The sequence below is a fragment of the Oxalobacteraceae bacterium OTU3CAMAD1 genome, assembly GCA_024123915.1.
Lineage (GTDB): Bacteria > Pseudomonadota > Gammaproteobacteria > Burkholderiales > Burkholderiaceae_D > Rugamonas.
Genome location: CP099650.1, coordinates 2721715 through 2745163, shown reverse-complemented (window position 1 = coordinate 2745163; position 23449 = coordinate 2721715). Strand labels below are relative to the sequence as shown.

21 protein-coding genes are annotated in these 23449 nt (G+C 64.2%); 15 read left to right on the top strand and 6 right to left on the bottom strand.

Features of this window, described 5'->3' with window-relative positions; all coding sequences use genetic code 11:
• Positions 1-19 precede the first annotated feature (19 nt).
• The 5 genes from NHH88_11795 to NHH88_11775 are packed head-to-tail and all read left to right on the top strand — an operon-like array spanning position 20 to position 3805.
• A complete protein-coding gene (locus NHH88_11795; GenBank protein USX16424.1) occupies positions 20-808 on the top strand; it encodes an ABC transporter permease in 789 nt (262 codons plus the stop codon).
• Between the two features lie 20 nt (positions 809-828).
• Positions 829-1809, top strand: coding sequence for an MlaD family protein (locus tag NHH88_11790; protein ID USX16423.1), 981 nt, complete (start codon positions 829-831; stop codon positions 1807-1809).
• Positions 1806-2471 (top strand): hypothetical protein, encoded by a 666-nt coding sequence (locus NHH88_11785; protein USX16422.1) that lies wholly within the window; start codon positions 1806-1808, stop codon positions 2469-2471. The genes NHH88_11790 and NHH88_11785 overlap by 4 nt, the downstream gene beginning before the upstream one ends.
• 6 nt (positions 2472-2477) lie before the next feature.
• Entirely contained in the window at positions 2478-3458 is a 981-nt protein-coding gene (locus tag NHH88_11780; protein ID USX16421.1) for a nucleoside hydrolase, read from the top strand.
• Positions 3455-3805: a translation initiation factor Sui1 gene (locus tag NHH88_11775; protein USX16420.1), complete on the top strand. Its 351-nt coding sequence runs from the start codon at positions 3455-3457 to the stop codon at positions 3803-3805. Before NHH88_11780 ends, NHH88_11775 begins: the two co-directional genes overlap by 4 nt.
• Before the next feature lie 16 nt (positions 3806-3821).
• Here the strand turns inward: NHH88_11775 and NHH88_11770 are convergent, their stop codons facing one another.
• Positions 3822-5090 (bottom strand): DEAD/DEAH box helicase, encoded by a 1269-nt coding sequence (locus NHH88_11770; protein ID USX16419.1) that lies wholly within the window; start codon positions 5088-5090, stop codon positions 3822-3824.
• A gap of 117 nt (positions 5091-5207) precedes the next feature.
• Here NHH88_11770 and NHH88_11765 point away from each other — a divergent pair, with 117 nt between their 5' ends.
• Positions 5208-6176: a dipeptidase gene (locus tag NHH88_11765; GenBank protein ID USX16418.1), complete on the top strand. Its 969-nt coding sequence runs from the start codon at positions 5208-5210 to the stop codon at positions 6174-6176.
• 13 nt (positions 6177-6189) lie between these two features.
• Here the strand turns inward: NHH88_11765 and NHH88_11760 are convergent, their stop codons facing one another.
• On the bottom strand, positions 6190-8031 hold the full coding sequence (locus NHH88_11760; protein USX16417.1) for a DUF4153 domain-containing protein: 1842 nt from the start codon (positions 8029-8031) through the stop codon (positions 6190-6192).
• Between the two features lie 180 nt (positions 8032-8211).
• On the opposite strand from NHH88_11760, the gene dapC reads away from it, so the two are divergent.
• From dapC to NHH88_11725, 7 genes are all read left to right on the top strand, one after another.
• The gene (dapC, locus tag NHH88_11755; protein ID USX17324.1) at positions 8212-9426 is read left to right on the top strand and encodes a succinyldiaminopimelate transaminase; all 1215 of its coding nucleotides are present in this window, start codon (positions 8212-8214) and stop codon (positions 9424-9426) included.
• Positions 9427-9448: 22 nt separating this feature from the next.
• Positions 9449-10276, top strand: coding sequence for a 2,3,4,5-tetrahydropyridine-2,6-dicarboxylate N-succinyltransferase (dapD, locus tag NHH88_11750; GenBank protein ID USX16416.1), 828 nt, complete (start codon positions 9449-9451; stop codon positions 10274-10276).
• A 128-nt stretch (positions 10277-10404) separates the two neighbouring features.
• Entirely contained in the window at positions 10405-11547 is a 1143-nt protein-coding gene (locus NHH88_11745; GenBank protein USX16415.1) for a PilT/PilU family type 4a pilus ATPase, read from the top strand.
• A 377-nt stretch (positions 11548-11924) separates the two neighbouring features.
• Positions 11925-12278 carry an ArsC family reductase gene (locus NHH88_11740; GenBank protein USX16414.1) on the top strand — a complete coding sequence of 118 codons (354 nt, stop codon included), beginning with the start codon at positions 11925-11927 and terminating at the stop codon, positions 12276-12278.
• 19 nt (positions 12279-12297) lie between these two features.
• The gene (gene dapE, locus NHH88_11735; GenBank protein USX16413.1) at positions 12298-13431 is read left to right on the top strand and encodes a succinyl-diaminopimelate desuccinylase; all 1134 of its coding nucleotides are present in this window, start codon (positions 12298-12300) and stop codon (positions 13429-13431) included.
• Positions 13432-13491: 60 nt separating this feature from the next.
• Positions 13492-14379, top strand: a complete 888-nt coding sequence (gene prmB, locus NHH88_11730) for a 50S ribosomal protein L3 N(5)-glutamine methyltransferase (protein USX16412.1) — start codon at positions 13492-13494, stop codon at positions 14377-14379.
• An 86-nt stretch (positions 14380-14465) separates the two neighbouring features.
• Positions 14466-16466, top strand: a complete 2001-nt coding sequence (locus NHH88_11725) for an ATP-binding cassette domain-containing protein (GenBank protein USX16411.1) — start codon at positions 14466-14468, stop codon at positions 16464-16466.
• Between the two features lie 22 nt (positions 16467-16488).
• Here NHH88_11725 and NHH88_11720 read toward each other — a convergent pair whose 3' ends face one another.
• A complete protein-coding gene (locus NHH88_11720; GenBank protein USX17323.1) occupies positions 16489-16992 on the bottom strand; it encodes a chemotaxis protein CheW in 504 nt (167 codons plus the stop codon).
• A gap of 159 nt (positions 16993-17151) precedes the next feature.
• Here NHH88_11720 and arfB point away from each other — a divergent pair, with 159 nt between their 5' ends.
• Complete coding sequence (gene arfB / locus NHH88_11715) at positions 17152-17550, top strand: aminoacyl-tRNA hydrolase (protein USX16410.1); 399 nt, start codon at positions 17152-17154, stop codon at positions 17548-17550.
• A gap of 15 nt (positions 17551-17565) precedes the next feature.
• Here arfB and NHH88_11710 read toward each other — a convergent pair whose 3' ends face one another.
• The gene (locus tag NHH88_11710) at positions 17566-18348 is read right to left on the bottom strand and encodes a sulfite exporter TauE/SafE family protein (protein USX16409.1); all 783 of its coding nucleotides are present in this window, start codon (positions 18346-18348) and stop codon (positions 17566-17568) included.
• An 82-nt stretch (positions 18349-18430) separates the two neighbouring features.
• Here NHH88_11710 and NHH88_11705 point away from each other — a divergent pair, with 82 nt between their 5' ends.
• A complete protein-coding gene (locus NHH88_11705) occupies positions 18431-19327 on the top strand; it encodes a LysR substrate-binding domain-containing protein (protein ID USX16408.1) in 897 nt (298 codons plus the stop codon).
• On the opposite strand, the gene NHH88_11700 is transcribed toward NHH88_11705, so the two are convergent.
• Together NHH88_11700 and NHH88_11695 are read right to left on the bottom strand one after the other, a co-directional pair.
• The gene (locus NHH88_11700) at positions 19324-21192 is read right to left on the bottom strand and encodes a FapA family protein (GenBank protein ID USX16407.1); all 1869 of its coding nucleotides are present in this window, start codon (positions 21190-21192) and stop codon (positions 19324-19326) included. The two genes, NHH88_11705 and NHH88_11700, sit on opposite strands and share 4 nt — an antisense overlap.
• Positions 21193-21351: 159 nt before the next feature.
• Positions 21352-23247 (bottom strand): FapA family protein, encoded by a 1896-nt coding sequence (locus tag NHH88_11695; GenBank protein USX16406.1) that lies wholly within the window; start codon positions 23245-23247, stop codon positions 21352-21354.
• Positions 23248-23449 lie beyond the last annotated feature (202 nt).

The window sequence follows — 23449 nt, the reverse complement described above, 5'->3', positions numbered from 1 at the left end:
CCGGTGCTAAGATGCCAACATGAACGCTCAAGCATCGACTCCATCCATATTGCAACGGCTCCACCATGGCGCGGTCGACTGGCTGCAGACTTGGTGGCGGCTGGCGCAGTTCGCCGTGCTGATGCTGTCGGTCGCGTTCACGCCGGCCACATACGGCCGCGCCAACCGTCCGGTGCTGGCGCGCCACCTGGTCGCGGACACGGTGCCCAACCTGGCCTGGTTCGGGGTGCTGTCCGCGCTGGTCAGCCTGGTGCTGATCCGTATCGTGGTGGTCACCTCGCAAAGCTACGGCCTGTCGCGCTTCGCGCTGGAGATGGTGGTGCGCGTGCTGGTGCTGGAGCTGATTCCATTGACCGCCGCCGCCTTCGTCGCCCTGCGCACCACCTTGCCGGCCGGCCTGGAGTTCTCGCAAGGACGCGGCGCCGGCACCGTCGCCACCGTGCAGGAGCTGCACAGCGAATTTTTCCCGCGCGTGGCCGCCGGCGTCTTCGCCGTCTGGATGCTCGCAGCCGTCAGCTGCGTGCTGACCCTGATCCTGGCCTACCTGACCTTGTACGGCTTCACGCCATGGGCGCTGACGGGTTACACGCGTGTGGTTGGCCAGGTATTCAACCCCGCCGTCACGCTGATACTGGTGCTGAAGGTCGTGTTCTTCAGCTTTGCCGTCGGCCTGATTCCGATGGCGTCCTCGTTCTACTTCGGCGGCAATTACCGCGTCAAGGTCACGCACGGCCTGTCGGACATGGTGCGGCTGTTCGCCATGATCCTCCTCATCGAAGTGGCCTCACTGATGGGCAACTACTACTAGCGGCGATAGCCTCGAAAACCATGACTGAACAACCGACCCAAACGACCCACACCGCCCCGCCGGTGCGCAATGCCGAATTCAAAGCCGCCGTGCTGCTGGTGATCATGGTGCTGCTGGTCGCCGGCGCGGCGGTATATCTGCTCTACGCGCGCGGCGCCTTCGAGTCGACGCAGACGCTGTTCCTGGAGGCGGACGACTCCGAGGGCGTGGTCGTCGGTATGGACGTCACCTTCGCCGGCTTCCCGATCGGGCGCGTGCGCCGCATCGAATTGAGCAAGGAAGGCAAGGCCCGCATCGTCGTCGACGTGCCGCGCGACGACGCGCACTGGCTGCGCAAGTCCAGCATCTTCACCCTGGAGCGCGGGCTGGTGGGCGGCGCCAAGCTGCGCGCCTTCACTGGCATTCCAACCGACCCGCCGCTGGAGGAAGGGGCAGCGCGCTCGCTGCTGGTGGGCGATCCGGGCGCCGAGATCCCGCGCCTGCTGGCTACGGCGCGTGATCTGCTGGAAAACCTCAACACGCTGACGGCGGAAAATTCCGCGCTGGCGGCCAGCCTGGCCAACATCCAGGGAGTGACCGGAAAACTGAACGGACCATCGGGCGCGATGGGACTGATCGCCGGCGACGACAAAAACGCGCAGCAATTGACCGAGCGCGCCAACAAGCTGCTGGTCACCGTCAACGCGCTGGCGACCAAGGCCGATAGCCTGATCGGCCACGCCGACACCCAGGTCTTCGGGCCACAGGGCGTGGTGACCGATGCGCAGGCCACCATCGTCCAGTTGAATGGGCTGCTGGCCGACGCCCGCAATAGCCTCAAAAAAATGGACGCGGTGCTGGTGGAGGCGCAAGCCGTCGGCGCCAACGCCAAGGAGGCCACCGCCGATCTGGGCACGCTGCGCGCCGAGGTGGAAAGCAGCCTGCGTCGGGTCGAACAACTGGTTAACGAGATCAACAAAAAATGGCCGTTCAAGCGCGATACGGAGATCAAACTGCCATGAAGACAAGCACCCCACTGATCTCCGCCGCTCTGCTGATCGCGCTGACCGCCTGCGGCAACAACCCGCCGGTGCCGGATTGGCAGATGAACGCCCAAAGCTCGATAGAGCGCTCCACTGCCGCCTACATGACCGGCAACGCCCGCGTGGAGGAAGCCGAATACAAACGCGCCCGCGACGCGCTGGGCAGCACCGGCAAGGTCGATCTGATCATCCGCGCCGAATTGATACGCTGCGCGGCCCGCGTGGCATCGCTGGTGTTCGAGGACTGCGCCGGCTTCGACAAGCTGGCGGCGGACGCCAGCCCCGCCGACCGCGCCTATGCGGCCTATCTGTCCGGCCGCGCCACCGCCGCCGATGCGGCGCTGCTGCCCGCGCAGCACCAGCCGGCTGCCGCGGCGACCAGCGACACGGCCGCCGTAGGCGCCGCGCAGGCGATCGCGGACCCGCTATCGAAACTGGTCGCCTCCGGCGTGCTGCTGCGCGCGAACAAGGCCACGCCGACGCTGCTGGCCGACGCCGTGGAAACCGCCTCGGCGCAAGGCTGGCGCCGGCCGCTGCTGGCGTGGCTCGGCGTGCAAGCCATGCGCGCCGAACAAGCCGGCGACGCCGCCGAAGCGCAGCGCATCAAACGCCGCATCGACCTGGTCACCAATAAAATTTAACGACGAATGACTTACTCACTATCCCGGCCGCTGCGCGGCCTGCTCTCAATACTCGCGCTGTCTTGCGCCATGCTGGCGCCACCGGCCCATTCCGCCGAAAAAATCAAGGTCGTCGTCGATATGGACATCGGCGACGACATCGACGATACCTTCGCGTTGGCGCTGCTGCTGCAAAGCGCGGAGATCGAAATCGTCGGCATCACCACCGCCTGGGGCGACACCGCGCTGCGCGCGCAACTGCTGGAGCGCATGCTGCGCGAGACGGGCCACAGCGGCATCCCCGTCGCACAGGGCATCGCCAGCACAGGCAATCCGCAGCCGTTCACGCAGGCGCGCTACGCCCGGCGCGGCAAGCTGCCGGCCAAGGTGCCGGCGGTGGACTTCCTGTTGGACCAGATCAAACGCCAACCGGGCCAAATCACGCTGCTGGCCCTGGGGCCGCTGACCAACGTTGGCGCCGCGATCGAGCGCGACCCCGCCACCTTCGGCAAGCTGAAACAGGTGGCGATGATGGGCGGCTCGGTGCGCGCCGGCTACCGCAAATCGCAGTACGTGCCATCGCGGCCTGCGGACAAGGAGTACAACATCGCCTCCGATATCGGCGGCGCGCAAAAGCTGTTCACGTCCGGCGTGCCGATCGTGATGATGCCGCTCGACTCGACCCAGATACGCCTCGATGAAGTCGAGCGCAACGCCCTGCTCGGCCACGGCTCGCCCGTCACCGACGCGCTGGCGCTGATGTACCACCAGTGGATCGACGCCTACCAGCCATGGTCGAGCAACATGCCGTCGTTGTTCGACGTGGTGCCCGTGACGTGGCTGATCGATCCCGCCACCTGCCCCACCACGCCGCTGCGCATCGTCGTCAGCGACGACGGCTACACCCGCGAGGAAGCGGGCAAGCCGAATGCGGCGGTCTGCCTGGCGTCCGACCAAAAACGCTTCTTCAACATCCTGATGCCGCGACTGCTGGAGGACAAGCCATGAGCACCCGCCTCGTTTATTCGACAGAGACGGGCCGCATCTGTCCGGATTGCGGCAAACCGCTTGCCGATTGCGTCTGCAAAACGGCCGCCAAGGCCAAGCCTGCGGGCGACGGCAACGTCAAGGTATCGCGTGAATCCAAGGGCCGTGGCGGCAAGACCGTCACCCTGGTCAAGGGATTGGCGCTCGACGCTATGGCGCTGGCATTGGTAGGAAAACAGCTGCGCGGCGCCTGCGGCTCCGGCGGCACCGTCAAGGACGGCGTGATCGAGATCCAGGGCGATCACTGCGATCTGGTGATGGAAGCGCTGAAAAAACAGGGCCACAACCCCAAACGCACAGGCGGTTAGGCGATTTTCGAACGGATTATTCTTCGGCGGTTTCGCCACCTTCACGGGCTGCCGCTTCGCGCAGCTTGTCCTTCTTGCTCTTGCGCTTGCCCTTGATGCCGCCGTTGACGGTATCGGTGACCGAATCGGCCGCTGGCGGCGGCAGCGTCTCCACCGGCTCGAAACCGGCGATGCGCTCGCGCGGCAGCAAAATATCCTGGCGCTTCTCGATCAGCCGGAAATGCTGTTCCGTCTCGGCGCTGACGAAGCTGATCGCCACGCCGCTCTCGCCGGCGCGGCCGGTGCGGCCGATGCGGTGGGTATAGTCGACGGCGGAACGCGGCAAATCGTAATTGACCACTGCCGGCAGGCGCGCGATGTCGATGCCGCGCGCGGCGACGTCGGTCGCCACCAGCACCTGCAGGCGGCTGGCCTTGAAATCGCCCAGCACCTCGGTGCGCGCGCCCTGGCTGAATTCTCCATGGAAGGCCCCGGCCCGGATGCCGTTGCGATTCAACTTGTCGGCCACATGCTCCGCGGCGTACTTGGTGGCGACAAACACCAGCACCCTGCTCCACTTTTGCTCCTGGATCAGATGCTTGAGCAGCATGGTGCGGCGCGGCACGTCGACCATGATCGCGCGCTGGTCGATATCGGGTTTGCTCAGCGGCTCGGACAGCACCTCGATCCGGGTCGGCTGCTGCAGCATGCTGTCGGCCAGCGCCTGCACCGCCGGCGGGAACGTCGCCGAGAAGAACAGGTTCTGGCGCTGCTTGGGCAGCAGCTCCAGTATCCGGCTCAGTTCTTCGCTAAAGCCCAGGTCCAGCAGGCGGTCCGCCTCGTCCAGCACCAGCATCGCGGTGCGCGATATCTTCAGCGCATTATGGTCGATCAGGTCCAGCAGACGCCCCGGGGTGGCGATGACGATGTCGGCGCCGCCACGCAATGCCATCATCTGCGGATTGATTGACACGCCGCCGAACACGATCGACACCTTGACCTGCATCGACAGGTGCGACGCCAGCTTGCGCACCGATTCGCCCACCTGCGCCGCCAGCTCGCGGGTCGGCACCAGGATCAGGCCATGCAGCTGGCGCGGACCGCTGCGATTGTCCAGCAACGCCTGCAGCAGCGGGAGCGCGAAGGCGGCGGTCTTGCCGGAACCCGTCTGCGCCGCGCCCAGTACATCCTCGCCGCGCAAAATGGCGGGAATGGCGGCGCTCTGGATCGCCGTCGGCTCCAGATAGCCGATTTCGGTGACAGCGTTGATCAGGGAGGGAGCAAGGCCCAGCGAAGCAAATGACATGTTGGCCTATGAAGTAAGCGTGTGAATTGGCCGACAGTATAAAGCATGCGGGAGCGCCATCCCTTGGCATGGCACGCCATTGTCGGGTAGAGTGGCCTTTTCGACAAAGAAACCGCCATGATCAACTGGGACGCCCACGTTTGCCTTCCGCAGCACCCGCACGCCGACTTCACGCCCGTGCGCAAGCTGCACGCGGCCGGCGTGAACTACGTCTCGCTGAACGTGGGCGCCGATATGAATCCGGTGTCGCAGGTCATGTCCGTGATCGCCGGCTACCGCGCCACCATCGCCGCCGAACCCGAACGCTATACGCTGGTCTCCAGCGTGGACGACATCATCAAGGCCGCCGCCGACGGCCGCATGGCCATCACCTTCGACCTGGAAGGCGCCATGCCGCTGCTCGACCAGCCGGAGATGGTGGCCCTCTATGCGGAGCTTGGCGTGCGCCAGATCCACCTGGCCTACAACCGCAATAACAGCGTGGCAGACGGCTGCCACGACCTGCCGCGCGGCCTGACGCCGCTTGGACACAGCATGGTGGCCGCCATCAACGACGCCGGCATTTTGATGGACTGCTCCCACACGGGCCGCATGTGCAGCCTGGATATCATGGCCGCGTCGTCCAAGCCTGTGATTTTCAGCCATACCAATGCATACGCCCTGGTCCCGCATGGACGCAACGTCACCGACGAACAAATCCGCGCCTGCGCCGACACCAACGGCGTGGTCTGCGTATCGGGTTTGTCGTGGTTCGTCGGCGTCGACAAGCCGGGCGCGGACGACGTCGCGCGGCACGTCGCCTATATCGCGGACCTGGTGGGCGTGCAGCACGTCGGCATCGGCCTCGATATCTGCTTCCAGCAGCCGGGCCTGGACGACACGCCGCCGGGCGATTTCGACCCGGGCCACTGGTGGCCGGCGTCGGCCGGCTACCGCGCCGACAAACCGCCGGCCTTCACGCCGCCGGAAGTCTGGCGCGAACTGGCCGCCGCCCTGCGCAAAATCGGCATGAGCGACCAGGAGACCGCGCTGGTCATGGGTCGCAATATGATGCGGGTGGCGCAGCAGGTGTGGCACCAACCGTAGGGCGCTTGGCAGACTATTTAACTGGTCTGCAGCCACCGTCGGGCAGCACCGGCTCCATGTTCACTCCCACCCGCTGGCCACCAATTTCGAGTTCACGCATTTTGGGTGCGATCACCCTGAAGTCACCGCTCTTGAGCTTTTCAATCAGCGGCTGGCAGCGCGAGATTTTGTAGCTGATGGAACCTACCGATCCCCATTTTCCTTCGGCATCCTGAGCCATTAGCGCGTTGTTCCCGCTGCTGCTGTTGATCAGCAGGACGTCATCGAGGCCGTCGCCGGTGAGGTCGATCACAAAGCCATCGCATTTGCTGTTTTTGCTACCCAGGCAATCCGGCTTGCGCTCGTCGGCGACGTCCTGCCATTTTTGTGACACAAAGCTCGCCGGCAGCTTGGCGCCTGCGGGCCATGCTGTGACCTGGCCCTCGACGTCGATTGTCACGCCCGGGGGCTTCAATGATGACCAACGCTCATGGTCTGCAAATGCCAGCACCCGCGCCGCCTCCGCGCGCACCATTGCCGCATCGGATCCGCCCGACCGCTGCTTGAGTCGCTCCAGGGCTTCCCTGCCATAACGCCCTCCCTCGAACCGCAAATAGCGGAAATCGAACTGGCCGGGCGCGGTCTTGCCGCTTTCCAGCCGCGCCATCTGGCTATTGACCGAGATGCGCGCGGGGTCGGCGATCGGCGTAAACAGCGCCAGCATCACCGCGATCACCAAGAATGCGGCCGTGACGTTGACCGGAGCGAGGGGACGTAGCCAGGTGTCGTATTGATACGCCGCCCACGCGTAGCCGATCGCGTAGCAGCTGGCCACCAGCAGACAGGCGGCCGCGATGATGCGGTCGGTGGTCCAGCCGTACTGCGCCACCCGCAGCCCGAGCGCGTAGATGCCGATCGCGGTCAGCGGAAAGATCAGGATGCAGGAGGCGCGGGTGCTCAGTCGCACAATCGTCTGGACGCCGGCCACCGCCTCGCCGTTCTGGAACGCGGCGTTGATCAGCACCACCAGCACCACCACCGCCGCCAGGAGCACGGACGTGGCGTGCCGCGTCTCCCACAGCGCCTGCAGGCCGGTGAACGGCAGGCTGCATAGGAAACCGGTCACGATGATCGCCGCCACCGGCAAGATCCACGACATCAGCACCAGCAACAGCGTGCGGATGCCGCGCACGATGGCCGGCCGCACGTCGGTGATATGCATGGCGCAGGAAAAAGCGGTGAAGACCACCGGCACATTGAACCATGCTTCCCTGAGCAGCTCTTCCAGGAAGTTCAGCTTGATCAGTTTGAACAGTGCACTCCCCATGAACAGCACCATGAACAGCGCGCCGACGAAGAACGCCGAAAACAGCAGCTGCACACCGAGCTTCCACGCGATTTCGAAATAGGTGCCGTAGCTGGCCACCCGGCGCCGGTCATGGACGCCGGACAGCACCAGGGACTGGGCGATGAAGAAGAACGGAACGCTGCAAAGCGCCAGGATCTGCGACGGTGAATAGACGCGCCGCTCCGCCCAATTGTCGAAGATCGGGTAACCGTGGTGCCCCCGCCAGGCGTCATGCAGCGCCATCGCCAGAATGACCAGCGACGCCGTCGCCAGCCAGGCTGCAGTCTTACGGGCGGGCATATGGCCGATGCTGGACACCAGCAGCACCGGCAGGAACAGCGCCAGCATCATCAACGGCACTGCCAAATACGGCGCCGTGGCCGGCCACACGCCATCCTTGCCGGCGCGGTATAGCCAATACAGCAGCACGCCCTGTAGCAATCCCGTGATCAGCCTCGCGGCCATCACGCGCCTGCTGACGCCCGTGCCGAGCGCCATCTCGTCCCGCTCCACCGCCGATAGCTCCATGATTCATCCTCTAACTTGCCAAATATGCGCCGAGTATCGCATGATTATCAATCCCGCCATGTTAGCGGTTTAGCATTCATGACAAAGCGTCCAGACGGCGAATGCCCCCTATACGCCATAGGCGCTATAATGCCTGACCTACGCCGTTCCTTTTTCAACGATCCGCATCCGGTCCGCCACGTGAATCCACATCTCGAAAAGCTGCAACCCTATCCGTTCGAAAAGCTGCGCCAGTTGTTTGCGCAGGTAAGCGCCAGCCCAAGCCACAAGGCGATCAGCCTTGGCATGGGCGAACCCAAACATCCTACGCCGGCATTCATCCAGCAGGCGCTGATCGACAACATCGACGGCCTGGCCAACTACCCGACCACCGTCGGCTCGGAAGCGCTGCGTGGCGCCATCGCCGGCTGGCTGGAGCGCCGCTACGGCCTGCCGGCGCTCAATCCGGCCACCCAGGTGCTGCCGGTGAACGGCTCGCGCGAGGCGCTGTTCGCGCTGGCCCAGACGGTGATCGATCCCGCGGCCAAGTCGCTGGTGGTATGTCCCAACCCGTTTTACCAGATCTACGAAGGCGCCGCCTACCTGGCCGGCGCCGAGCCTTACTTCGTCAACTCCGACCCGGCCCGCAATTTCGGCTGCGACTACGACAGCATCCCGACCTCGGTCTGGGAACGCGTCTCGCTGCTGTTCCTGTGCTCCCCGGGTAATCCGACCGGCGCCGTGCTGACGCTGACCGACTGGGAGAACCTGTTCGCCCTGTCCGAGCGCTATAACTTCATCATCGCCGCCGACGAGTGCTACTCCGAGATCTTCCACGGCGACCAGGCGCCCTTGGGCGCGCTGGAAGCGGCCCACACGCTGGGCCTGTCGACGGTCGAGAAGCCATATGCGCGCCTGGTGGTGTTCAGCAGCCTGTCGAAGCGCTCCAACGTGCCGGGCATGCGCTCGGGCTTTGTGGCCGGCGACGCCGAGGTGCTCAAAAAATTCCTGTTGTACCGCACCTATCACGGCGGAGCCATGAGCCCTTCCGTGCAAGCTGCCTCGGTCGCGGCCTGGAACGACGAAACCCACGTCGAACAGAACCGCGAAAAATACCGCGCGAAATTCAACGCCATCACGCCGCTGCTGCAAGAGGTGCTGACGGTGGAACTGCCGGACGCCGGCTTCTACCTGTGGGCGGACGTCAGCCGCACCGGCCTGTCGGACACCGAATTCGCGCAGCGCCTGTACGCCGAATATAATGTCACGGTACTGCCGGGCAGCTATCTGGCGCGCGACGCGCATGGCGCCAATCCGGGCCGCAACCGCATCCGCATGGCGCTCGTCGCCGAGACGGAGGAAGGTCTGGAAGCCGCCCAGCGCATCGTCCAATTCTGCAAGTCCATCAACAAATAATCACCACATAATTGAGCAAATCATGACCCAACAACTCCAGCAAATCATCGACCAGGCATGGGAAGACCGCGCCAATATCAACCCGGCCAACGGCGCCGCCGAACTGCGTGACGCCGTCTCGCACGTGATCGCGGGCCTCGACGCCGGCACCATCCGCGTGGCCGAAAAAACCAGCGGCGACTGGGTTGTCAACCAGTGGGTCAAGAAAGCCGTGCTGCTGTCCTTCCGCCTTGAGAACAACGTGGTCCTGCCGTCCGACGGCACCATGCAGTTCTACGACAAGGTCCCGACCAAGTTCGCCAACTACACGCCTGAAGATTTCGCCAAGGGCGGCTTCCGCGTGGTGCCGCCTGCCGTCGCGCGCCGCGGCTCCTTCATCGCCAAGAACGTGGTGCTGATGCCTTCCTACGTCAACATCGGCGCCTACGTCGATGAAGGCGCGATGGTCGACACCTGGGCCACCGTCGGTTCGTGCGCGCAAATCGGCAAGAACGTCCACCTGTCCGGCGGCGTCGGCATCGGCGGCGTGCTGGAACCGATGCAAGCCAATCCGACCATCATCGAAGACAACTGCTTCATCGGCGCCCGTTCGGAAATCGTCGAAGGCGTGATCGTCGAAGAGAACTCGGTGATCTCGATGGGCGTGTACATCGGCCAGTCGACCAAGATCTACGACCGCGCCACCGGCGAAGTGACCTACGGCCGCGTGCCGGCCGGTTCGGTGGTCGTCTCGGGCAACCTGCCATCGGAAGACGGCAAATACTCGCTGTACTGCGCCGTCATCGTCAAGCGCGTGGACGCCAAAACCCGCGCCAAGACCGGCATCAACGAACTGCTGCGCGGTATCTAACCAGTAACAGCAAGTCCAATGTTGATCCACGTAGGGCGGATTAGCGTAGCGTAATCCGTCAAGTACCGTCGGCGGCTCATGGCCGATTACGCTACGCTAATCCGCCCTACGTTTTTAAGGAGCGCATCATGGCCATGGATCGCCTGTTCCAGCTGATGAAGGAAAAAAACGCGTCGGACATGTTCTTCGCGGTGAATTCGCCGGTGCACATCAAAATCAACGGCAACCTCATTCCCATCAACCAGCAGAAGCTCGAACCGGGCAACATCGAGTCCATGCTGGCCGAAATCGCCTCCCCGGCGCAGATGGAAGAACTGGCCGCCACCAATGAGCTCAATATGGGCGTGTCGGTGGCGAACCTGGGCCGCTTCCGCCTGTCCGCCTTCAAGCAGCGCGGCACCATCTCCGCCGTGTTCCGCTTCGTCCCCGCCTCGATCCCCGTATTGGCCGATCTGGGGCTGCCGCCGGTGCTGTCGGACCTGATCATGGAAAAGCGCGGCCTGCTGCTGCTGGTCGGCTCGACCGGCTCCGGCAAGTCGACCACCATCGCCTCGATGCTGGACTACCGCAACGAGCTGCGCTCGGGCCACATCCTGACCCTGGAAGACCCGATCGAGTACCTGTTCAAGAATAAAAAGTCGATCGTCAACCAGCGCGAGATCGGCAGCGACGCCAAGGATTTCGCCACGGCGCTGCGCAATTCGATGCGCCAGGCGCCTGACTGCATCCTGATCGGCGAGATCCGCGACAAGGAGACCATGGCGGCGGCGCTGGCCTACGCGCAGTCGGGCCACCTGGTGCTGGCCACCCTGCACGCCAACAACAGCTATAACGCGCTAAACCGTATTATCAGTTTCTACCCGATCGAGAACCGCGCGGCGCTGCTGCAGGACCTGTCCTCGACGGTCAAGGCGATCGTCTCGCAGCGGCTGGTCCGCTCGATCAACGGCGGCACGCGCACGGCGGCGGTGGAAGTGATGGTCAATACCCGCTACATCTCGGACCTGATCGAAAAAGGCGACATCGGCCAGATCAAGGAAGCGATGGAGAAAAGCCTGTCGCCTGGCTCGCAGTCGTTCGAACTGGCCTTGCTAAAGCTGGTGCAGGATGGTTCGATCAGCCAGGAGGAGGCGCTGGCCAACGCCGATTCCGCCACCAACCTGCTGTGGCTATTGAATAATGGCCCCGACAGCAAAGCCGCCAAGGCCGAACCGGAGGCCAAGACGCCTCCCGACGAAGCGTCCTTCACCGAGTTCACGCTCAATACCTGACCGGGATGCTCCGGTCAGCGGAGCGGCCTGGGGTCCGATGGCGGACGATCCTCCTCGGTGGACGGCACCAAACCCCAACCAAGCTGCCGGCGGATATCCCCGGTCGACGGCGGCGAGCACTGTTGCGTCAATCGCTCGCTCATATACTGACGGATCTGTTCTTTGGTCGGCTTGTTCGGCAATTCCATCCCACGGCTCCTGGTAGTTGTACGACAACCGATCCATAGTAGGCAGCGGATTAGGGGACTACCAATGCCAATTCGATAAGTAGCAATATCAAATTGTTATACCAGCGTGCCGTGCGCATGGCCCCAGCGCGTACCCTCCTCCTGCGCCCCATGGTATTCTGTCGGCCTTTCGCCCGACACCGCACGCACATGAAAACCACCCTTTACGGCATCCCCAACTGCGACACCGTCAAAAAAGCCCGCGTATGGCTGGCCGACCAGCAGCAGGAGTTCACCTTCCACGACTTCAAGAAGCAGGGACTGACCCGCGAAATCGTCGCCGGCTGGCTCAAACACCTGTCGCGCGATGTGCTGGTGAATAAAAAAGGCACCACTTGGCGCGCCCTGTCCGACGAGCGCAAGGCGTCCATCGTCGATGACGAATCGGCCATCGCGCTGATGCTGGAGAACCCCTCCGTGATCAAGCGCCCGGTACTCGACAAGGACGGCACCTTCGCCGTCAGCTTCTCCGACGCCCAGTACAAACAAATTTTCAATCTCTGATCTTCACCTTACCTTGACCATGACACCTTCCAAGACCCTGGCGCTGACCGAAAAACTGATCGCCCTCTCCTCTGTCACCCCTGACGACAAGGGCTGCCAGCAGCACCTGATCGACCTGCTGTCGCCGCTGGGTTTTGTCTGCGAGGTGATCGAATCGAACGGCGTGACCAATCTGTGGGCGCGCAAGGGCACGACCGCGCCGCTGCTGGTATTCGCCGGCCACACCGACGTGGTGCCGACAGGCCCGGTCGAGCAATGGCGCTCGCAGCCCTTCACCCCGACCCACCGCGACGGCAAGCTGTATGGACGCGGCGCGGCGGACATGAAAACCTCGATCGCCGCCTTCGTCGTCGCCTGCGAGGAGTTCGTCGCCGCCCACGCCGACCACAAAGGCTCGATCGCCTTCCTGATCACCAGCGACGAGGAAGGCCCGGCCACCGACGGCACGGTCATCGTCTGCAATATGCTCAAGGAACGCGGCGAAACGCTGGACTACTGCATCGTCGGCGAGCCGACCTCCGATGAAACCCTGGGCGACGTGATCAAGAACGGCCGCCGTGGTTCGCTGTCGGGCAAATTGACGATCAAAGGCGTGCAAGGCCACATCGCCTACCCGCAGCTGGCCAAGAATCCAATCCACCTGGCCGCGCCGGCGCTGGCCGAGCTGGTGGCCGAGGTCTGGGACAACGGTAACGAATACTATCTGCCGACGTCCTGGCAAATGTCCAACATCAACGGAGGCACGGGCGCCAACAACGTCATCCCCGGCGAAATGGTCATCGACTTCAACTTCCGCTTCTCGACCGCCAGCACCCACGAGGAACTGAAGCGCCGCGTGCACGCGATCCTCGACAAGCACGATCTGCACTACGACCTGAAATGGGCGCTGAGCGGCCTGCCGTTCCTGACCCCGCGCGGCACCCTGAGCGACGCGTTGTCGGCTGCGATCAAGTCGGAAACCGGCGTGGACACCGAACTGTCGACCACCGGCGGCACCTCGGATGGACGCTTTATCGCTCAGATCTGCCCCCAAGTGATAGAATTCGGGCCTCCCAACGCAAGTATCCACAAGATCGACGAGCATATCGAGCTGCGTTTTGTCGATCCGCTGAAGAATATCTATCGCCGTACACTGGAAAACCTGCTGGCCTGATTCACCGGCCGGCTGCCCGCGCGGCGTGCGCGAACCGATTACCGTTATACCGAGATAACCATGAACACGACTCCTTTCACCACGCCGCGCGACCTGTTGCGCTACGCCGTCACCCGCTTCAACGCCGCCCAGCTGTTTTTCGGCCACGGCAGCGTCGAGGCCTTCGACGAAGCGGCCTACCTGATCCTGCATACGCTCAAGCTCCCGCTGGACAAGCTGGAACCGTTCCTGGACGCGCGCCTGCTGCCAGAGGAAGTCGCGTCGGTGCTGGCGGTGATCGACCGCCGCACCGTCGACCGCGTGCCGGCCGCCTACATCACCAACGAGGCGTGGCTGGGCACTTACAGCTTCTACGTCGACGAGCGCACCATCGTGCCGCGCTCCTTCATCGCGGAACTGATCCCCGACTACTTCGCGCCGTGGGTCAACCAGCCGGACAACATCGCCAACATCTTGGAACTGTGCACGGGCTCCGGCTGCCTGGCCATCATGCTGGCCGACGCCTTCCCCGACGCCCAAGTCGACGCGGTCGATATTTCGGCCGACGCGCTGGAAGTGGCGAAGAAAAACGTCGCCACTTACAAGCTGGAAGACCGTTTGACGCTGATCCAGTCGGACCTGTACACCAATGTGCCGGATAAGAAGTACGACCTGATTATCACCAATCCGCCGTACGTCAATTCGGGCTCGATGTCCAAGCTGCCGAAGGAATACCTGGCCGAACCGCAAATCGCCCTCGACGGCGGCAGCGACGGCATGGACCTGGTGCGCAAGATCGTGGCCGGCGCCGCCGAACGCCTGACCGACGATGGCATCCTGATCGTCGAAATCGGCAACGAACGTGAATTCGCCGAAGCGGCCTTCGGCCACCTGGGCCTGACGTGGCTCACCACCAGCGCCGGCGACGACATGGTCTTCCTGCTGACCGCCGACCAGCTCAAACTGTAAACCAAACCCGTACCCCGCCCGCGTGGGGTCGTACCCCGTACGGGGTACGACCCCGGTTAGCCGGGGTTCAAACGTAGAAGAACAAGATGATCCGCTTTATACAAGTAAGTCTGATGCGCGGCACCAAGCCGCTGTTGGAACAAGTCGATGTCACACTGAACCCGGGCGACAAGATTGGCCTGATCGGCGCCAATGGCGCCGGCAAATCGAGCCTGTTCGCGATGATGCGCGGCGAGCTGCACCCGGACCAGGGCGAAATCGACTTCCCGGCCAAATGGCGCGTCGCTTACGTGGCGCAGGAAACGCCGCCGCTGGACCGCGCGGCCCTCGATTACGCCATCGACGGCGACGTCACCCTGCGCAAGCTGGAAGCGGAATTGGCACGCCTGGAGTCGGAGCCCGAATCGTCGGACAACGGTATCGCCATCGGCGAAATCTACAGCGCGCTGGCAGACGCCGACGCCTACACCGTGCAATCGCGCGGCGAACAACTGCTGCTCGGCCTGGGCTTCACGCTCGACCAGATGCAGCAGCCGGTGGCCAGCTTCTCCGGCGGCTGGCGCATGCGTCTGAATCTGGCGCAGGCGCTGATGTGCCCTTCCGACCTGCTGCTGCTCGATGAACCGACCAACCACTTGGACCTGGACGCGATCATCTGGCTGGAAGACTGGCTAAAGCGCTATGCAGGCACCCTGCTGATCATCTCCCACGATCGCGACTTCCTCGACGAAGTGGTCAACGTGGTGGTGCACATCGACGAGCGCAAACTGAAACGCTACTCGGGCAACTACTCGTCATTCGAACGTCAGCGCGCGGCGCAGATGATCCTGGCCGCCGGCGCGCTGGAAAAGCAGCAGCGCAAGCGCGCCCACCTGGAGTCGTTCGTCAACCGCTTCAAGGCGCAGGCCTCCAAGGCCCGCCAGGCGCAGAGCCGAATGAAGGCGCTGGCCAAGATGGAAGAACTGGCGCCGCTGCGCGCCGCCGCCGAATTCTCGTTCGAGTTCCGCGAGCCGCTGAGCGCTCCGAATCCGCTGCTGGTGATGGAAGACGTCAACGCCGGCTACAAGATCGAAGACGAAGCGACCGGCGACATCACGCACAAGACCATCGTCAACAACATCAAGTTCTCGCTGCAAATCGGCCAGCGTATCGGCCTGCTGGGCGTGAACGGCGCCGGCAAATCGACCTTGATCAAGACCATCGCCGGAGAACTGGCGCCGCTGACCGGCGACGCCACCATCGGCAAGGGTCTGAACATCGGCTACTTCGCCCAGCACCAGGTGGAGATGCTGCGCCACGACGAATCGCCGCTGTGGCACCTGGCGAAGATCGCCCCGACCGTGCGCGAACAGGAACTGCGCAACTTCCTGGGTGGCTTCAACTTCCCGGGCACCATGGTCACCAGCTCGATCGCGCCGTTCTCCGGCGGCGAGAAGGCCCGCCTGGCGCTAGCGCTGATCGTGTGGCAGCGCCCCAACCTGCTGCTGCTCGATGAACCGACCAATCACCTGGATCTGGAAACCCGCGAGGCGCTGACCGAAGCGCTGGCGCAGTTCGAAGGCACCCTGGTCGTGGTATCCCACGATCGCCACCTGCTGCGCGCCACCACCGACGAATTCATCATCGTCGCCGACGGCAAGCTGCAACCGTTCGACGGCGATTTGGACGACTACAAGGATTGGCTGTTCAAGACCAAGCTGGGGAAAGGCACCGACGTGCTGCCCGCCGCCGGCAAGGCCAACAAGACGGACTTCCCGGTGGTCTCGCCGGTCGCCGCGCCAACGGCGGCAGCAGCGCCGGCGGCCAGCAAGGACCAGAAGCGCCAGCAGGCCGAAGACCGTCAGCGCCTGGCTGCGCTGCGCAAGCCGCTGGAGCAAAAGATCAAGCGCCTGGACGATCAAATCGCCAAGCGCAGCGCGCAAAAAGCCGAGGTGGATGCCAAGTTGGGCGAGTCTTCGATCTACGAAGCGGCGAACAAGGCCAAGCTGAAACAGCTGCTGGCCGATCAAAGCTTCTTCACCAAAGATCTGGGCCAGCTGGAAGCGGAATGGCTGGAATTGCAGGAGCAGCTCGAAGCGCTGGCCTGATCAAGCCCGCCCGCCCGGGCGCTCAGGCGGCCTGGCGGGCGCCGACCGGCACTTTGCGGATCGACATCAGCCTGTCGATGTCGACCACGATTAGCCGGCGCCCGTCGACCTCTCCGAGGCCCAGCAGGTAATCCACCGGCGGCGCGGTCCCGGCGCCCGCGCCGGGTATCGGCAGCAGCTCGTCGAGCGTCAGCGAAACGATATCGGTCACGCCATCGACCACCATCCCCATCACGCAGGTCGACAGCTTGAGGATGATCACATCCGTCAGCGGGTCGTGCGCCGGGGGACGCGGACCGAAGGCGATGCGCATGTCGACGATCGGCATGATCACGCCGCGCGACACCGCCACCCCGCTGATAATCTCGCCGTCCGAGGCGAAGCGTTCCAGCTCCTTCAGCGGACGCAGTTCCTGCACCTTGCTGAAGTCCAGCGCATAATCCAGGCCGCCGAGCCGGAACACGAGATACTGTTGCGCTCCAGTGTCGGTCGGGCGCGCGGCGGCGTTGGCATTCAGGGCTTGCATCTTCGAGAGAATCATGATCATCCTTTCGTCTATTGACGTGCGGTAACAGGCATGAATCATCCTAACCGCGCGCTTCTGGTGCGGGATTGATTGGCATCAACGTTAGCCCGGCGGCCGACAGCCGTTTGCTACAATGCGACAAAGAGCGCGACCAACCCAATGACGAACTTAATAGATATGAATGACGTGGAGCTCAGTGCGATCCGCGCGCAGGGACCGGGGGGACAAAACGTCAACAAGGTCTCCAGCGCGGTGCACCTGCGTTTTAATATCGTAGCGTCCTCGCTGCCCGAGCATATCAAGGAGCGTTTGCTGGCCATGCGCGACAGCCGCATCACCAAGGAGGGCGTGGTGGTATTGAAGGCGCAGCAGTCGCGCAGCCAGGAGGCCAACAAGGAGGACGCCCTGCGGCGCCTTCAGGAACTGGTCGACAGCATCGCTGTGCTGCCCACCGTGCGGCGCGCCACCAAGCCGACGCGCGGCTCGCAGCGCCGCAGGCTGGATGGGAAAACCAAGGACGGCGAGCGCAAACAGCTGCGCGGCAAAGTCACCCTATAGCGTCGCCCTATTGCGTCACCCAATGGCGACGCGCAGGCACTGATGCGCGCCCAGCGCCAGCAGGCTAATAAAAAAGCAACGCCGAAACATGGCCGCCGGCATGCGGCCGCGCAGCCACTGCCCCAGCATCATGCCCGCGCCGGCGGGCAGCAGCGCCAACACCGATCCGCCGGCGGCCGACGCCTGCCAGTTTCCCCGGCAGGTCAACACCACGGCCAGCGCCAAGGTCGAGACGGTGAAGGCCAGTCCCAGCGCCTGCACCAGATCATCCTTCTCCAGATTGAGCGCTTGCAGATAGGGAGCGACCGGCATGACGAACACTCCCGTTATGCCAGCCAGCACACCGGTGGCGGCGCCGGCCAACGGCCCGGCCCACGGCTCCGCGCGCGGCGCCACGCGTCCGCGCCAGCCGCTCAAACCCAGCGCGCCGTAGGCCGCCAACGCCAGCCCGAGCACCACCGACGCCCAGGCGCCGCTGGACATGCCCGCTGCGCCGGAAACGATGAAATCGTCCTGGGGCGGCGGCGACAGCAGCCACCCTCCCGCCGCCGTACCCACGCAGACGGCCGCCAGCAAGGTCCGCAGGCGCAGCCAGAGCGGGTACAGCGCCGGCCCCTTGGCCAGCTGCCATACATTCGTCACAGCCGAAGGCACGATCAGCAGCGCCGCCGCTTCCAACGGTGGCAAGGTCAATGTCAGCAACGCCATCGCCACCGTCGGCAGGCCCATTCCTGTGACGCCTTTCACCAGGCCAGCAAGCACAAAAACCAATGCGATAAAAAGTGTCGATGTATTCATGGGGGCTATTCTGCACTCCGGGAGCTTGCCTGGGAATGTGGAATATACTTAGCCTGACTTCACATTATCCGTAGGCTGAACCATGCGCTTCGACCTGATCGACCTCAAATTATTCGTCCATATCGCCGAAAGCGGCAGCATCACCGCCGGCGCCAAGCTGGCGCACCTGTCGCTGCCCTCGGCCAGTGCCCGCATACATGGGATGGAGGAAGGCTTGAACCTGGCGCTGCTGGAGCGCGGACGGCGCGGCGCCGAGCCCACCGAGGCGGGACGCGCGCTGCTCCATCACGCCCGCGCCATCGCCCGCCAGCTGGACGACATGCGCGCGGACCTGGCCCAATTCGGCTCCGGCCTGAAAAGGCAGGTGCGCCTGCTCTGTAACACCTCGGCGATGACCGAATTCCTGCCGGAGGCGCTGGCCGGCTTCCTGGCCAGCCACCCGCAACTGAGCATCGATCTGGAGGAACGGCTTAGCCGCGACATCGTGCGGGCCGTCACCGACGGCGCCGCCGATGTCGGTATCGTCACCGATGCGGTGGACAGCGCGGCGCTGCAAACCTTGCCGTTCCGTGACGATCCATTGGTGCTGGTGATGGCGCGCAAACATCCGCTGGCGCAGCGCATCGGCAAGCGGCGCGGCGTGCTGTTCGCCGATGCGCTGGACCAGGATTTCATCGGTTTGGCGGGCGACAGCGCTTTGCAGCAGTACGCGGCCGAGCAGGCGTCGCGGCTGGGACGCCAGATGCATTGCAAGATCAGGTTGCGCAGCTTCGAGGCGGTTTGCCGGATGGTCGCCAGCGGCGCCGGCGTGGCGATATTGCCGGAGACGGCGGCGCGGCGCAGCTCGGACCTGGAGGCGCTGCGGGTGGTGGCGTTGAATGACGATTGGGCCGATCGCAAGCTGCTGATCTGCGTGCGCGATCATGCGGCGTTGCCCCTGCATGTGCGGGAGCTGGTCGCGGTGTTGCGGCGGGGTTAGGAGTCTCCAGCGAGCGACCAGTTGATCGGGCCTGTGTGGCCGGAGAAGATTTTTGTCATGCCGGCGTCGGCGCCGCGCACTTTGGCTTTCAGTTCCTTCGCCGGGCGGTCGTAGGGCGGCGGGCCGTCCGGCACGAAACTCATCGTCCGCGCCAGCACGTCGCCGGTCAGCATGTGGACGGTGCAGCGCGAACCGTTCTTCAACGCGTGCTTGTCGCGTTCCACCTGGTTGACCTCTTCCTGCGCCTGCTCCTGCTGCACTTGCGCCGCCTTGATCGCCAGCGAGATCTTGGCGACCGCGCGCAGCGACGGCCCCACCGCCGTCGCCATCTTGTGGAACAAGGGTTCCTGCTCCGTGGTCAGTATCACCTCGCGCTTGCGCACCCGGGTCGCCAGGTTCAGATAATTGCGCACCTCCGGCTGGCCGGTGATGGCGTCCATTTCCGCCTTGCGCTGCTCCGCGTCGCGCAGCGCCTGCGACACCTTGGGCAGCAGCTCGGCGATTTTCCTGTCGAACTTCGTCATGTCCGGCACCAGCGTGTAAAGCAGCATCTCGCTTTGCTTGCGCGGGCCGGCGTGGATGATCTCGATCTTGCGGGCGGCGATCGCGCAGCCCTCGGCCACCTTGATGATCACCTCGTCGGCCATGATCTCGCAGTTGCTTGCCTCGCCGATCACCACCCGCGTGCCGGAGATGATGCAGCTCTCGGCCCGCGCCAGCGCCACCTCGCCCCGTTTGGTCTGCAGCACGGCGCCGGAGGCCACGCCCTTCACGCGGATCGCCCCTTCGGCGTTGATGGCGGTGCCGCCCATCAGGTTGCGGCCCAGGACGATGTCGCCGCCGCGCGAGCTGATATTGCCGAAGACGTTGCCGTGGATGGTGATGTTGCCGCCGTCGACCGAACGCTGGTCCTGCACGTCGCCGAATTCCTCGTACTCGCCGGTCAGCTGCAGGTTGCCGGTGGTGCGCGCGCTCACCCCTTCCCGGCTGATGATCTTCGGGCCGATCGAGATGCGCTTGCTGCCCGGCTCCACGCTCAGGAAGCCCTCGACCGCCGACACCAGGTACTCGCCATCGCGCAGGTTTTCGATCACCGTCCCGGCGCCGGCCACGGAGGTCAGCTCGATATCGCGCGGCACCGGCGGCTCCAGCACCACGCCGGACAACTCGAAGCCGCGCACCCCAGGCGTGCGCGGCACCTTGCGCAGCAGCTTGACGTTGGGTTTAACCTGCGGGAAGCGATTCTGGAAGGTCTGCAGATCGAGCTTGCCGTCCGGCGTCTCGCGCGGCGCGTTGCTGCGGTGGATGTCGCGCGACACTTCCACGATGGTAGCGTCGCGCCCCGGCACGACGTTGAGGCGGCGCGCGACGATGATGCGCGCCAGACGCCCGGTGACGATCACGTCGCGCACGGCCGGCGCGTCGATCCCGAAGCGTATGCCCTTGCCCCACATGTCGGCGACGAATTCGTCGAACTTCAACCGCGCCGGTTGCGGCGGCAGGTCGGGGACCTCGAAGAACACCGGCTCGAAATAGTATTCGGCCTCGCCGCCGATGATCTTGACGGTCTTGTACAGGGCGCGGCGCACGGAGTGAAACGGCTCGATGCTGTCGGCGAAGCGCAAGAGCGGCTTGCCGGCCAGGTTGGCGGGCAGCTCGGGACCGCAGTTATACAGCATTCTGGTGAAGACGGCGTAGTCGAGGCCCGCGAAGTAGGCGCCGCCGAGGAAAACCTGGCTGACCGCCGCGACGCATGATACCGCCGTCGCCTCGGCATCGAAATAAACGCCGTCATCGCGCTTGACGATCGCCGCGGGCAAATCCCCGTCCGCAGTTTGTTCCAGCGTCGTTGCGTCGTCTGACACGGTAGTCCCCACGAAGATGTACGTCGGAGCCGGCGCTCCTTCACTTTTTTAATGTTATTTGTAGATTAGCATGAACGCATGGCATTGTGCGCGCGCGTTGTCGGGCTGCAAAGCGTCTGCGCGCAAAACGGCCGGCTAGTCGGCCTGGTTGGTCGATATCTACGCGCGCGGGTCGAGGTGCCAATCGAGCGATCCGGCGCTGTCGCAAAACAGCATCTCGCCGCCGTTCGGCGTGCCGCGCAGGCGCTGCTTGATCTCCTTGGGCGGCAACAGCGTCAACGACGCACCGTCGGCCGGGAAAGGCATGGTGCGCACTGTGGTCTCGCCGCTGACCATGTGCAGGCCGCAACGCGCCACGCCGGCCGCAGCCACCTTCTGCTCGATCACCCGCGCCAGCCGGTCCCGCAACAGCGTTTGCTGCGTCTGGACAGCCTGGATCTCCTTCTTCAACTGCTCGATCGACTGGATCTCGGTCGCCACGGCGCCGGCGATCTTGCGCAGGAATTGGCCCTGCTCGGGCGTCAGGGTCAATTCCTGGGTGCGCAGTTTGACCGCCAGCGCCAGATAGCGGCGCACATCGGGCAGCGCGGAGATGCGTGCGCCTTCCTGCTCCGCGGTGAGGATGGTCTGCGCGAAATCGGCCAGGCGCAGATCGAGTTCGGCGATCTCCTCGTCGAACCGCTTCACGTCGCGCACCAGCACGTGGATGATCATCTCGGTGCGGCGGCGTGGGCCGGCACTCTCGATTTCCACGTTGCGGCCGGCCACCGCGCAGCCCTCGGCCACCGAGATCAGCACCTCGTCGGCGATGATCTCGCAATTGGAGGCTTCCTCGATCTTGACGCTGCTGCCGGAAATGACGCAATTCTCGGCGCGCCCTATCGTGATCGCGCCGCCGCTGGTGTGGATCACCGAATTCGACGCCACGCCGGCGATGCTGATCGATCCCAGCGCGTTTTGCACGCTGCCGCTGACCAGGTTCTGGTCCAGCACCACGACGCCGCCGCGCGAATGGATATTTCCGTAGACATTGCCGTGCACCGTGATGTCGCCGCCGGTGACGTCGCGCTGTTCCTGCACGTCGCCGTATTCCTCGTAGGCGCCCGCCAACTGCAGGTTGCCCGTGGTGCGCCCGCTCACGCCTTCCGTGCTGACGATTTTGTCGGTGATGGAAATGCGGTTGGACTTCGAGTCCACGCTCAGGAAACCCTCGCGCGTGGACACCAGGTATTCGCCGTCTTCCAGGGTTTGCGCCTCGGTGCCGTCGCCGGCATAGAAGCGCAAGGTCAGGTCCTGCGGCGGCTCCGGCGCCGTCATGCGTCCGGACAGGTCGAAGCCTGGCTGCCCGGGCACGGCCGGCACTTTTTTCAGCAGCCTGGCATTCGCCTTGATCTGCGGGAAGCGGTTCTGAAAACTTTGCAGATCGATGCGGCCGTCGGCGCGCGCCTTGGGCGCGTCGCTGCGGTGCAGGTCGGACGACACCTCCATCACGGTCGCGTTCTGTCCCGGCTCGGGCTCCAGATCGGTGGCGAAGGTGATGCGGTCCGGCTTGGAGGCCGCCATCGCCGACGCCACCGCCGCTACGTCGATACCGAACTGTATGCCCTTGCCCCACATGTCGGCGACGAATTCGTCCACGTCCAGGCGGGTCTGGCGCTCCGGGATCACGGTGCCGTCGGGGAGGACCTCCTCGTCCAGATACAGCGGCTCGAAGTAGTATTCGGCGTAGCCGTGTCCCATCTTGGGATTTTTGTACAGCGGAACGCGCAGCGGGTCGATCAGGCGCACGTCGTCGCACAGGCGCGCCGCCTGAACCGCGCCCAGATCGGGGCCGACGCCGTACAGCGCCTTGATCATCAACGGATAATTGAGGCCCGCCAGATAGAAGCCGGCGCGGAACACCTGGTTGATCGCGGCGATCAGCGCCGGCTGCGGCAGGCCGACATCGATATAAATGCCGTCGGTTCTCCGGACCAAACCGATAGGCAGGCCGGCGTCGGGAGCCGATGGCTCGCCAACGGGAAGGGGCGCTGCGGGAGCAACGTCTTGAACCACGATTTTCCTCCAGGCGTCACGCGGCCGAAGGGCATTGCGTGCAATTAATTAATATTACACACAGACAAAGAAAAAGAAAGCGATATTCGTGGTAAAAACTCTACAACCGTGATGTTATTGTCACAGATCAATAACGATTTGATATTTCGCGCGTCAAACGGGCCCGAATCGGGCCCGGAACGCGAAAAAAGGGAAGCAATCA